Below are 12,666 nucleotides of genomic sequence, written 5' to 3' on the forward strand. Positions count from 1 at the left end.
CCCGTTCGGCGCCGGCGTCAGCTGTGTACAAGCGACAGCCCCAGCCCTGCGCCGCCCGGCCCCGCGCCGCCCACCCCCGTGCCGCGGAGCCCGAGGCCCGCGCCCCGCAGCCCGCGGGTCCCGTAGCGGCCCATCGTCAGCGCCCGGGCGCGCGGCGGTGCGGACGAGGACGTCCGGTGCGTCGTCCTCCCGCCCGCCAGCCGGGCGCGCAGCGGTGCCAGGCCGTCGTTGGTGACGAGGCCCGCCCACACGAGGTCCCAGAGCGCCTCGACGAGCGCCGCCTGGGACGGCGGGGTCTCCAGCTGCTCCGCGACCCGCGAGCCGAGGGCGCCGAGGAAGTAGGCCCCGCCGCCGCGCAGGGCGTCCACCAGGGCGCGGTGCAGCGGGGTGTCGAGGTGCTCGGCCGGGGTGACCTCCTCGCCGGGCGGGGCGAGCAGCGGGAGGGTGAGGTCCGCCGTCGCCGCCAGGTGCAGGCTGACGAGCCCGTCCTTGCCGGGCAGGGTCCCATGCCCGGCCCACAGCACCTCGCCGGCCGAGGTCAGCTCGTCGAGCAGGGCCGGCGTGTAGTCCGGCACGCGCGCGGGCAGCACGAGCGACTCCAGGGCGGACGCCGGCACCACGGCCCCGGCGAGCTGCTCGACCGCGCGCGCCAGCCCGTCGAGGCCCCGCAGCGCGCCCGGCCCGGGCCGGCCGGTGGCGTGCTGCCACGCGGGCAGGAAGCGGCCGAGCGCGACCTGCGGCACCGGCTCGACCTCCGAGCGGAGCGCGGCGAGCGACCGGCGGCGCAGCGTCCGCAGCACGTCCGCGTCGCAGTACTCGTCACCGACCCCGCCGAGCGCGTCGGGCCGCAGCCGGCCCTGCACGACCACGCCGGCGCGCTCCAGGGGCCGCAGCGCGGACTGCACCACCGCGGTGCCCAGGCCGAACCGGGCGGCGGCCTGCGCGGCGGTGAACGGCCCGTGCGTGCGGGCGTGCCGGCGCAGCAGGTCGCCCAGGGGGTCGGGCAGCACCTCGGTGAACACCTCCGGCACGCCCACCGGCAGGGCCACCCCGAGAGCGTCGCGCAGCCGGCCGGCGTCCTCGACGGCCGCCCACTGCTCGGCCTCGGCCGGCTGCACGCCGGAGATCCGGACGCGGATCAGCCGCCGCGCGTGCTCCAGGTCGGCGAGCCAGCCCGCCACCCCGCCCCGCACGTCCTCGCGGGTGCGGGCCTCGACGCCGGCGAGCGGCAGGGGGCCGTGCCGGCGCACGACGTCCGCGACCTGCTCCGCCGTCCGGGCCTGCCGGTCCGGGTCGGTCGCCGTGAGCTCCGCCTCCGTGCGGAGCACGGCATCCGGGTCCAGCAGGTCCGCGATCTGCGACCCGCCGCCCCCGCCCAGCAGCTCGTCGAGCAGCGTGGGGTCCAGGGTCAGCGCGGCGGCTCGGCGCTCGGCCAGCGGCGCGTCCCCGTCGTACAGGAACTGCGCGGTGTAGCCGAACAGCAGGGACTGCGCGAACGGCGAGGGCCGGGTCGTCGTGACCTCGACCACGCGGACCCGGCCCGCCGACACGTCCCGCATCAGCTCGATCAGGGCGTCGATGTCGAAGTCGTCCTGCAGGCACTCCCGCACGGCCTCGAGCAGGATCGGGAAGTCCGGGTACCGGGATGCGACGCTCAGCAGCTGCGCGGACCGCTGGCGCTGCTGCCACAGCGGCTGCCGCCGGTCGGGACGGCGGCGGGGAAGCAGCAGCGCGCGGGCGGCGGCCTCGCGGAACCGCGCGCTGAACATCGCGGAGCCCCCGAGCTCGGCGCGGACCGCCTCGGCGACCTCCTCCGGCTCGATGAGCAGGTCGGCGGCGTCCACCGGGGCGGTCTCGGGCGCGCCGCCGCCGGCAGGTGAGCCGTCCGCGGACCACGCGTCCGGCGCGGACCAGCCGAGCAGGTCCCCGATCGGGTCGGAGGCCGCAGCCAGCATGTCCGGCAGCCGCAGGACGATGCCGTCGTCGGCGTGCAGGGCCGCGGCGTCGACGCCGAACCGCTCGCGCAGCCGGGCGCCGAGCACCAGCGCCCACGGCGCGTGCACGCGGGCGCCGAGCGGGGAGTGCACGACGACGCGCCAGTCGCCGAGCTCGTCGCGGAACCGCTCGACCACGACCGTGACGTCGCTCGGCAGCACGCCGGTGGCCTCGCGCTGCTCGCGGAGGTAGCCGAGCAGGTTGTCCGCCGCCCAGTCGTCGAGGCCCGCCTCGCGCACCCGGGCCCGCGCGTCGCCGTCGGGCAGGTCCGTGACCTCGCGGGCCCAGGCACCCATCGCACGGCCGAGCGACGCGGGCCGCCCCTGGGAGTCGCCCTTCCAGAAGGGCAGCCGCCCCGGGACGCCCGGGGCCGGGGTGACGAGCACGCGGTCCGGGGTGATGTCCTCGATCCGCCAGGTGCTGGACCCGAGCGTGAACGTGTCGCCGACGCGGGACTCGTAGACCATCTCCTCGTCGAGCTCGCCCACGCGCTTGCCGCCGCGGGTCCGGCCCCCCGAGCGCTCCGCGTCGACCGGCACGTCCGCGGTCTCGGCGCCCGTGGCGAGGAACACGCCGTACAGGCCGCGGTCCGGGATCGTGCCGCCGCTCGTCACCGCTAGCCGCAGGGCACCGGGGCGGGCGCTGAGCACGTCGGTCGCGCGGTCCCACACGATCCGCGGCCGCAGCTCGGCGAACTCCTCGCTCGGGTAGCGGCCCGCCAGCATGTCGAGCACCGCCCGCAGCGTGGCGTCCCCGAGGGTCGCGAAGGGGGCGGACCGCCGGACCACCGTGGCCAGCTCGGCGACGGTCCAGTCCTCGGTCGCGACCATGGCGACGACCTGCTGCGCGAGCACGTCGAGCGGGTTCGCGGGCACGGACACGGGCTCGATCTGCCCGGCGCGCATCCGCAGCGCCGTCACGGCCGCGGGCACGAGGTCGCCGCGGAACGTCGGGAACACGACGCCGTGCGAGACCGCGCCGACCTGGTGCCCGGCGCGCCCGATGCGCTGCAGGCCGCTCGCGGCCGAGGGCGGCGCGCCGACCTGCACCACCAGGTCCACCGCGCCCATGTCGATGCCGAGCTCGAGCGAGCTGGTCGCGACGACCGCCGGCAGCCGGCCGGCCTTGAGCTCGGACTCGGTGCGGGTGCGCTCCGCGCGGCTCATGGACCCGTGGTGGGCGCGGGCGATGATCGTGTCCGCGTCCCGGGCGTCGACGCCCACGGCGGTGCCGGACTGCGCGGTGACCTGCGCCGCCCAGAGCGTGCCGGGGTCGGGGACGTCCTCGCCCTGCCGCTCGGCCCACACCTCGTTCATCCGGGCGGTCAGCCGCTCGGCACCGCGCCGGGAGTTGGTGAACACGAGGGTCGAGCGGTGCTCCGCCACGAGGTCGACGACGCGCTCCTCGACGTGCGGCCAGATGGACGGCCGCGTGCCGCCCGAGCCGGCGGCCTGGCCGGTGAGGTCGGCCTCGCCGGGGGCGAGCGGGGGCAGGTCCGCGTCCTTCGCCCGGGGGGCACGGGTGCCCGACCCGTCGTCGGGCAGCGGCGCCCCCAGGTCGGTGAGGTTCGGCACGGGCACGACCACGTCCACCTGGATGACCTTGGTCGACGGCGGCTGCACGACGACGACCTCGCGGCCGCCGTCCGCCGGCGCGCGCCCGCCCGCGAGGAACGCGGCCACCCGGTCGACCGGGGTCACGGTGGCCGACAGCCCCACCCGCTGGGCCGGACCCGGGCCGCCCGGTCGGTCGAGCAGCGCGTCGAGCCGCTCCAGCGAGACCGCCAGGTGCGCCCCGCGCTTGGTCCCCGCGACGGCGTGGATCTCGTCCAGGATCACGGTCTGCACGCCCGCGAGCCCGGCGCGGGCGCCCGAGGTCAGCACGAGGAACAGGGACTCGGGCGTCGTGATGAGGATGTCCGGCGGCTTCGTGGCGAACGCCCGCCGCTCGTTCGGCGGGGTGTCTCCGGTGCGCACGCCCACCCGCACGTCCGGGAGCGTCAGCCCGCGCCGGGTCGCCGCCTGCCGCACGCCCACGAGCGGGGAGCGCAGGTTGCGCTCCACGTCGGTGGCCAGCGCCTTCAGGGGCGAGACGTACAGCACCCGGCAGCGCTCCACCGGGTCGGCGGCCTCGTCCACCGGCTCGGCGGCGATCCGGTCCAGCGCCCACAGGAACGCCGCGAGGGTCTTGCCGGAGCCGGTCGGGGCCACCACGAGCGCGTGCCGCCCGGTCGAGACCGCGTCCCACGCCCCGGCCTGCGCGGCCGTCGGCTCCGCGAACGCACCGCGGAACCAGTCCTGGGTCGGCTCGGAGAACCGGCCGAGCACGTCGGCGGCGCTCCGGTCGGGCTCGGGGGGTGGTGTCACCGCGCCATTCTGTCCCCCGCCACCGACACCCGCGTGCCGGGCGCCTGGTCAGCGCGGCACCCGCTGTCAGGAGCGCCTGCGGCAGGGGCGCCGGCCCTGCCATGATCGACCATGCCGATCGACGAGGTGACCCAGGCCGCCGTCCACGCGCTGTGGGAGACCGGGGCGCGGCACGGCCGGCCGCCGGCGCCCGTGCCGGAGGCGGACCCGTGGGACGCCGGCGACGTCGACGGGTCCGCGGACGCCCTCGACTCCGCGCGCGGCCGGGTCTCGGTGCTGTTCGACGGCACGCCCGCGCTCGCGGTGCACCTGCACGGCGACGGCCGCGACACCGTGCGGGTGGAGGACGTGGTCGACCTGGAGGTGCCGCGCCGCGACGTGGTCGCGGTGGTCGACGCGCTGCTGGCGGGCCGGGCGCGCCGCCGTCCCACGGTGCGCGGGCTGTGGGGCCACCTGCTCGGCGTCCTGCTGAGCAACCCGGCGCCGTCGGACCTCGTCGTGCGCGTCGGCGGGGACGACGGCACCGCGCCGCGCGAGTACACCGGACCCGTGCTGCTCGCGGTCCCGCTCAGCGGCTGGCTCATGTCGCTGCCGGCGCCGGACTGACGGCGGGCGGGCGCGCGAGCGGCCGCGGGCGTCGGCGGCCGCGCGTACGCTCGGCCCCTGGCCGGGCCCCCGGCCGCGCCGACAGGAGGGAGGCAGCGGTGCGCTACCGCGAGTTCTGGCAGCTCGTCGACGAGGTGCTGGGCAGCGCCCACGGCCGCGCCCTGGTCCGCGAGCTGGTGCTGCCCGCGCTCGGCGACCGGACCCCGGAGCAGGCGCTGGACGCCGGGGTCGAGCCCCGGGACGTGTGGCACGCCCTGTGCGACGAGCTCGACATCCCCGACCCGCAGCGGTGGGGGTCGGACCGCCACCGGCAGGCGCCCCCGCACCGCTGAGGGCCCTGCCGCCCGCGCGCGGTCGCGTGGGAGGCTGAGGTCGTGCCCGACGTCCCGCGCAGCCCCGGCCGCTGGTCGGTCACGCTCAGCGACGTCGGCGACGCGCTCCTCGGGCTGGTCACGACCGCGCTCGGGATGGGGTTCGCGATCGCCGTGGTCGACGGGGCCCACGCGACCAACCCGGGCTCGGTGCTCGTCGCCGCGGCCTGCGTCGCGGTCGGCGACCTCGTGCTGCGGCCGTCGCTGCGCGTGCTGGCGCGCGTGGGCGGTGCCATGGGCGCCCTGGTCGCCGGGCTCGGCGCGCAGGTGCTCGTCGCGTGGCTCGCGCTGACCCGGGTGCCCGGCCTGGAGGCCGTCAACCCGTGGGCGGTCGTGCAGGTGCTGGTCATCACCGCGTGCGTGATGGCGGTCGGCCGCTGGGTGTGGGGCGCGTCGGACTCCGACTACGTCGTCGGGGACGTGCTGCGGCGGGCGCGCTCGCACGCGCGCCGTGCGGGCGAGGGGGGCGGCGCGGTCCCCGACGAGCGGCCGCCGGGCCTGCTGGTCGTGCAGCTCGACGGGGTCGGCGCCGCGGTGCTGGCGCAGGCGGTCGACGCCGGGCTGGTGCCGACCATCACGCGGTGGGTCGAGTCCGGGTCGCACCGCTCGCGGACGTGGTGGGCGCAGACCCCGTCCACGACGCCCGCCAGCCAGGCCGGTCTGCTGCACGGCGCGGCGGACTCCATCCCGTCCTTCCGGTGGTGGGACCGCGAGGCCGGGCGGCTGGTCGTCACCAACCACCCGGACGACGCGGCCCTGGTCGAGCGCCGGATGTCCGACGGCCGCGGGCTGCTCGCCGACGGGGGAGCGGCCGTCGCCACGATGTTCTCCGGGGACGCCGAGCGGCAGCTCCTCGTGATGAGCCAGGCGCGGCGCGGCATCGGGCCCGGGACGTCGTACCTGCGGTTCTTCGCCAGCCCGTTCGTGCTGGCGCGGGCCGCCACCCTCACGTGCGGGGAGATGGTCAAGGAGCTGTACCAGGGCCGCCGGCAGCGGGTGCGCGACGTGCGTCCGCGCGTGCCACGGCGTGGCTGGTACGTGGTGCTGCGCGGCGTGACCAACGTGCTGCTGCGGGACCTGGCGACGTCGCTGGTGGCGGAGCAGCTGGTCCGCGGCGCCCCGGTCGTGTTCGTGGACCTGGTCGACTACGACGAGATCGCGCACCACGCCGGGCCGACCCGGCCGGAGTCGCTGCGGGCGCTGGAGGGCCTGGACCGCGTGCTCGACACCCTCGTGCGGGTCGCCGAGGCCGCGCCCCGCGACTACCGCGTCGTCGTGCTGTCCGACCACGGGCAGTCGCTAGGGGAGACCTTCGCGCAGCGCACCGGCCACGAGCTGGTCGACGTCGTGCGGCACCTCATGGCCGAGCCCGGTGTCGACGCGGTGCAGGCGGCGACGGACGAGGAGTGGGGCCCGCTCAACGCGTTCCTCAGCAGCGCGGCCGCGCGCCGGGGCGAGGACCGCGCGCCCGGTCGCCCGTCGATGGTGCTCGGGCCGCACGGCCGGGACCGGCGCGAGGACCCGGAGGGCTCCACGCCGTCCATGGGCGACGAGCCGCCGGACGTCGCGGTGGCCGGCTCGGGCAACCTCGGGATGGTGTGGTTCCCGCGGGCGGGGCGGCGGCTGGTGCTCGAGGAGGTGGAGCAGCGTTGGCCCGGGCTGGTGCGCGGGCTGGCGGCGACGCCCGGCGTGGGGCTCGTGCTCGTCGACACCGCGGCCCGCGGGCTCATGGCGATCGGCCCGGGCGGGGTCGCGTGGCTCGAGGGCGACGGGTCGGACGGGGCGCAGCCGGTGGACGGCGCCGACCCCGTCGCCCGGTACGGGTCGATGGCCGCCGGCGACCTGCGGCGGCTCGGCCGTCTGGAGCACGTCGGCGACCTCGTGCTGCTGTCGGACGTGACGCCCGGCGGGCACGTGCACGCCTTCGAGGGCCAGGTCGGGTCCCACGGCGGGCTCGGCGGCCCGCAGAACCTCGCGGTGCTGCTGCACCCGGCGGACCTGCCGCTCGACGACGACCTGCTCGACGTGGTGGGCGGGGAGCGGATGCACGTCGGTGCCGACCGGGTGCACGAGCAGCTGCTGCGCTGGTCGGCCACGCTGGGGCTGCGGCCCGGGGCCGCGCGGCGCGCGGCGCAGGACGCCGTCGGGGACGGCGCACCGTGACGGCCGGCGACCCGACGGGCGCGGGCGCGACGGTCCGCTGGCTGGGCCACGCGACGGTCGTGCTCGACGTCGGGGGCGCGCGGGTGGTCACCGACCCGCTGCTGCGCCCGCACGCGGGCCTGCTGCGCCGCCGCACCGAGCCGCCCCGCCGGGAGGACTGGTCCGGTGCGGACGCGGTGCTCGTCTCGCACCTGCACCACGACCACGCGGAGCTCGGCTCCCTGCGGCTGCTGGAGGGCGCGCCCGTGCTCGCGGGCCGGTCGAACGCCCACTGGCTGGCGCGCCACGGCGTCCCGGGCACGGTGGGCCTGGCCGCCGACGAGTGGTGGACGGTGCCCGGCACGGCCGTCCGGGTGCGTCCCGTGCGCGCCGACCACGGGCACCGGCCCATGCCGCACCGGCCGAACGGCACGCACGGGTTCCTGGTCGTCGCGCCGGGCATGCGGGTGTGGTTCGCCGGGGACACCGCGCCGTACCCCCAGATGCGCCGGCTCCCGGACCTGGCGGGCGGGCCGATCGACCTGGCGCTGGTCCCGGTCGGAGGCTGGGGGCCGCGGCTGTCCGGCGGGCACATGGACGCGCACCAGGCGGCGGCGGTGTGCGAGCAGCTCGGGGTGCGGCGGGCGGTCCCCGTGCACTGGGGGACGCTGCACCCGCCGGCGTCCCGGCGCCTGCCCCCGGGGTGGATGGACCGCGCCGGACCCGCGTTCGCCCGCGCGCTCGCGCGCCGCGGGAAGGTCGAGCCGCTGCTGCTCGCCCCGGGGGAGGCCGTCCACCTGGGGGACGCCGTCGAGCGCCTGGGCGGCGCGGTCCCGGCGTCGTAGAGGCGTCCCACGCGGGCGACGCGCCGGCGTGTCGCTGCTGCCCGGTCGAACATGTGTTCGGCTAGAGTGGTTCTCGGTGACGCGCCGCGAGGTCAAGCGCGGCCCGCGAGACGTCCACAGGTGGGGCGTCGGGTGCGGGTTGTGGACGGCTCCGGGGTGCATGTCGGTGGTCGGGCATAGCGTCACCGCACGACACGGAGACCAGCCCCCGCAGGCGCAGCGCGACGCTGCACGAGACGCACGAGGTGGAACATCATGCCCGCTCCCCAGGACCGCGAGAAGGCCCTCGAGGCCGCCCTCAGCCAGATCGACCGTCAGTTCGGCAAGGGCTCGATCATGCGCCTCGGCGACGACGGCCGCGCCCCCGTCGAGGTCATCCCGACCGGGTCCGTCGCCCTCGACGTCGCGCTCGGCATCGGCGGGTTGCCCCGGGGCCGCGTCGTCGAGATCTACGGCCCGGAGTCCTCCGGCAAGACGACCGTCGCCCTGCACGCCGTGGCGAACGCCCAGCGCGCCGGTGGCATCGCCGCGTTCATCGACGCGGAGCACGCACTCGACCCCGACTACGCCAAGAAGCTCGGCGTGGACACCGACGCGCTGCTCGTGTCCCAGCCGGACACCGGTGAGCAGGCCCTCGAGATCATGGACATGCTGATCCGCTCCGGCGCGATCGACATCGTCGTCATCGACTCCGTCGCGGCCCTGGTGCCGAAGGCGGAGATCGAGGGCGAGATGGGCGACAGCCACGTCGGTCTCCAGGCCCGCCTCATGTCCCAGGCGCTCCGCAAGATCACCGGCGCGCTCAACGCGTCGGGCACCACCGCGATCTTCATCAACCAGCTGCGCGAGAAGATCGGTGTGTTCTTCGGCTCGCCCGAGACCACCACCGGTGGCAAGGCGCTCAAGTTCTACGCGTCGGTCCGCATGGACATCCGACGCATCGAGACGCTCAAGGAGGGCACGGACGCCGTCGGCAACCGGACCCGCGTCAAGATCGTCAAGAACAAGATGGCCCCGCCCTTCAAGCAGGCCGAGTTCGACATCCTGTACGGCGTGGGGATCTCCCGTGAGGGCGGCCTCATCGACATGGGCGTCGAGCACGGGTTCATCCGCAAGTCCGGCTCGTGGTTCACCTACGAGGGCGACCAGCTCGGCCAGGGCAAGGAGAACGCCCGCGGCTTCCTGCGGGACAACCCGGACCTGGCCGTGGAGATCGAGAAGAAGATCCTCGAGAAGCTCGGCATCGGTGCCAAGGTCGACGCGCCCGCCGGCGCGGAGGTGAAGGTCGACTTCTGATGTCGACCGAGCACGACCCGACCGGGGACGGGCGGGGGTCCCGGGGCGCGCGGCGCTCCGGGGACCTCGTGCCGTCCCCGGCGGCGCAGCCGGACGGATCAGCCTGGGCGGTGCCGGACGCGGCGGACTCGGCGTGGGAGGTCGCGCCGGACGGCGGGCTCTCCGCGTGGGACGACTCGGCCGGGATGGGCGGCTCCGTGTGGGACGAGCCGGCCGGGGCGGGCGGCTCCGTGTGGGACGACGACGCTCCTGCTCCCGCGCCCGTCTGGGACGAGCTGCCGGCCTCCCCGCCGGAGCGCAGGCGCACGGGACGCGAGCGCAGGGACTCGGGACCGACGGCGCCCGCGCCGGTGCCGGCGCCTGCGGACGTCGCCCCAGCCCGGGAGATGTCCGAGGGCACCTCGACGGTGTCCGACTCGACGGTGTCCGGCTCGACGGTGTCCGACCAGGTCGCGGCGGTCGCCGAGCGGCTGGCCGCGATCACCGGATCCTCGAGCAGCGCCCTGCGCGGGACGGACGACGCCGAGGACGGCCCCGTGGCGACGTCGCGGCAGCGCGGACGGTCGGCGGGACGCGGGTACGGTGGCGGTGCGGCGCGGCGGACCGGCGGCGGCCGCCGGCGTTCCCCGGCGAGCGAGCCCCCGGAGTCGGGCGCCGCGAGCACGGACGCCGAGCCGGACCCCGAGTCGGTGGCCCGGTCCATCGCGCTCCGTCAGCTCACCGCGGCGCCCCGCAGTCGCGCCCAGCTCGCCGAGGCGATGGCGAGGCGCGACGTCCCCGAGGACGTCGCGGACCGGGTGCTCGACCGGTTCACCGAGGTGGGGCTCGTGGACGACGTCGCGTACGCCGAGATGCTCGTCCGCAGCAGGCACGCCGAGCGCGGCCTGTCCCGCCGCGCGCTCGGGATGGAGCTGCGCCGCAAGGGCGTGGACGACGGCATCGCCCACGAGGCCCTGAGCCAGGTGGACGACGCCGACGAGGAGCAGGCCGCCCGCGCGCTCGCGCGCAAGAAGCTCCGCGCCACCCGGGGCCTCGACCGCGAGGTCCGGCTGCGGCGCGCGTACGGCGCGCTCGGCCGCAAGGGCTACGGCGGCTCGCTGGTGTCCCGCGTGGTCCGGGAGGAGCTCGCGGCGGAGGGGGCCGCGGACGACGACGCCGACGACGGAGGCGGCTGGCGGGGCCCGGGCGTCGAGGACTGACCTGCGACCTCTCGCGCGGCGGCGCGCGCAGTGGCGTCACCCGGTGGCGTCACCTGGTGACCGGCCGGACCCGCCGGGAGGTCACGCTCCCCGGGACGACGTCGCCCGTGGTGAACAATGGACGTCTCGCGCCGCTGGTCACGGGTGCCGGCCGCGGCCGGTCCTGTCCCGCCGGGCGCCGCGCGAGCCCGCCGCCGCGGACCCGCCCGGCTGCCGGGCGCAGCACCACCGATCAGGAGTGTGACCCATGCAGGACGTCGCGATCGTCGTCGGACTGCTCGCCGCGTGCCTGGTCGCGCTCGTCCTCGTGCTGCTCGCCCGGCGGGAGGCAGCCGCCGTCCGGCAGCAGGCGCTCGAGGACGTGCAGTCCATCCGTGACGAGGCCCGCGCCGCGCTCGTCGACGCGCAGCGCCGCGAGGCCCGCGCCGTCGAGCGGGAGGAGAACGCCGCGGTCGCCGAGCGCACCGCGACCGAGCGCGAGCGCGCCGCCCGTGCGGCCGAGGACGCCGCGGCCGAGCTCCGCCGCCGGGCCGCCGAGGAGGCCACCGCCGCGGCGGGCGCGGCCGCGGAACGGACCACGGCCGCGGAGCGCGCCGCGTCCGAGACGGTCGCCGCCGCCGAGCGTCGTGCCGCCGAGGCCGTCGCCACCGCGGAGCGCACCGCCGCCGAGCGCGTCGCCGCCGCGGACCGGGAGGCCGTCGAGCGGCTGGAGGCGACCTCGGGGCTCACCGCCGGGGAGGCCCGCGCGGAGCTCCTGCGCCAGCTCACCGCGGAGGCCACCACCGCGGCGACGGCGTCCGTCCGCCGCATCGAGGCGCAGGCCCGCCGCACCGCCGAGGCGCGGGCGCGCCGGGTGCTCGCCACCGCGGTGCACCGGACGGCGGTCGCGACCAGCAGCCAGAGCACCGTGACGATCCTGCCGCTGCCCTCGGACGAGATGAAGGGCCGCATCATCGGTAAGGAGGGCCGCAACATCCGGCTCTTCGAGGCGCTGACCGGCGTCAACGTGCTGGTCGACGAGGCGCCCGACTCCGTGGTGCTGTCCTGCTTCGACGCCGACCGCCGGGAGGTCGCGCGGGTGGCGCTCGAGGCGTTGATGGCCGACGGGCGGATCAACCCGCAGCGGATCGAGGCGGCCTACGCGGAGGCGCTCGCCGGGGCGGACGACCGCGCCGACGAGGCCGGGCACGACGCCGCGGAGCGGGCCGGTGTGCGGGGGCTCGACGAGCAGCTCGTGCGGGTGCTCGGGCGGCTGCGGCTGCGGACGTCGTTCGGGCAGAACGTGCTGGAGCACCTGGTGGAGTCGGCGCTGCTCGCCGCGCAGGTGGCCGCCGAGCTCGGGGCGGACGTCGAGGTCGCCCGGCGCTCCGCGCTGCTGCACGACATCGGCAAGGCGCTCACCGGCGAGGTCCCGGGCACCCACGCGCAGGTGGGCGCCGCGCTGGCCGCCCGGCACGGGGAGTCCGCCGTGGTGGTGAACGGCATCGCCGCGCACCATGACGAGGTCCCCGCGGAGACCGTCGAGGCGGTGCTCGTCCAGGTCGCCGACGCCATGTCCGCCGCCCGGCCCGGCGCGCGCCGGGAGGACGTCGACCAGCACGTCGAGCGGCTGGAGCAGCTCGAGGAGCTCGTCGCGGGCCACGCCGGCGTGCGGCGGGCGCTCGCGATGGCGGCGGGCCGGGAGATGCGGGTGGTCGTCGAGCCCTCGCAGGTCCCCGACACCGACCTCGGCCGGCTGGCGGTCGAGATCGCCCGGCACATCGAGCAGGACCTGTCCTACCCGGGCGAGATCAAGGTGACGGTCGTCCGCGAGGTGCGCGCGAGCGCCACCGCGGGCTGACCGCCG

The 12,666-nt window shown here is 77.4% G+C and carries 8 protein-coding genes; 7 read left to right on the forward strand and 1 reads right to left on the reverse strand.

Translation table 11 applies throughout. The features are described 5' to 3' along the window. Positions 1 to 17: 17 nt before the first annotated feature. Positions 18 to 4,361, reverse strand: a complete 4,344-nt coding sequence (locus tag KJP73_RS00970; protein WP_249668979.1) for an Lhr family ATP-dependent helicase — start codon at positions 4,359 to 4,361, stop codon at positions 18 to 20. Positions 4,362 to 4,472: 111 nt separating this feature from the next. On the opposite strand from KJP73_RS00970, the gene KJP73_RS00975 reads away from it, so the two are divergent. From KJP73_RS00975 to rny, 7 genes are all read left to right on the forward strand, one after another. Then, positions 4,473 to 4,967 carry a hypothetical protein gene (locus KJP73_RS00975; protein ID WP_213280870.1) on the forward strand — a complete coding sequence of 165 codons (495 nt, stop codon included), beginning with the start codon at positions 4,473 to 4,475 and terminating at the stop codon, positions 4,965 to 4,967. A 98-nt stretch (positions 4,968 to 5,065) separates the two neighbouring features. Beyond that, complete coding sequence (locus tag KJP73_RS00980) at positions 5,066 to 5,299, forward strand: DUF3046 domain-containing protein (RefSeq protein ID WP_213280872.1); 234 nt, start codon at positions 5,066 to 5,068, stop codon at positions 5,297 to 5,299. Positions 5,300 to 5,341: 42 nt separating this feature from the next. After that, positions 5,342 to 7,501 (forward strand): alkaline phosphatase family protein, encoded by a 2,160-nt coding sequence (locus tag KJP73_RS00985; RefSeq protein WP_249668980.1) that lies wholly within the window; start codon positions 5,342 to 5,344, stop codon positions 7,499 to 7,501. Beyond that, positions 7,498 to 8,325, forward strand: a complete 828-nt coding sequence (locus KJP73_RS00990; protein ID WP_213280874.1) for an MBL fold metallo-hydrolase — start codon at positions 7,498 to 7,500, stop codon at positions 8,323 to 8,325. Before KJP73_RS00985 ends, KJP73_RS00990 begins: the two co-directional genes overlap by 4 nt. 255 nt (positions 8,326 to 8,580) lie before the next feature. Then, a complete protein-coding gene (gene recA / locus KJP73_RS00995; RefSeq protein WP_213280875.1) occupies positions 8,581 to 9,621 on the forward strand; it encodes a recombinase RecA in 1,041 nt (346 codons plus the stop codon). Then, complete coding sequence (locus tag KJP73_RS19590) at positions 9,621 to 10,820, forward strand: regulatory protein RecX (RefSeq protein ID WP_349628260.1); 1,200 nt, start codon at positions 9,621 to 9,623, stop codon at positions 10,818 to 10,820. The genes recA and KJP73_RS19590 overlap by 1 nt, the downstream gene beginning before the upstream one ends. Positions 10,821 to 11,067: 247 nt before the next feature. Beyond that, the gene (gene rny, locus KJP73_RS01005; RefSeq protein ID WP_213280877.1) at positions 11,068 to 12,660 is read left to right on the forward strand and encodes a ribonuclease Y; all 1,593 of its coding nucleotides are present in this window, start codon (positions 11,068 to 11,070) and stop codon (positions 12,658 to 12,660) included. Positions 12,661 to 12,666: the final 6 nt, after the last annotated feature.

Source organism: Cellulomonas hominis, assembly GCF_901521055.1.
Taxonomy (GTDB): Bacteria; Actinomycetota; Actinomycetes; order Actinomycetales; family Cellulomonadaceae; genus Cellulomonas; species Cellulomonas endometrii.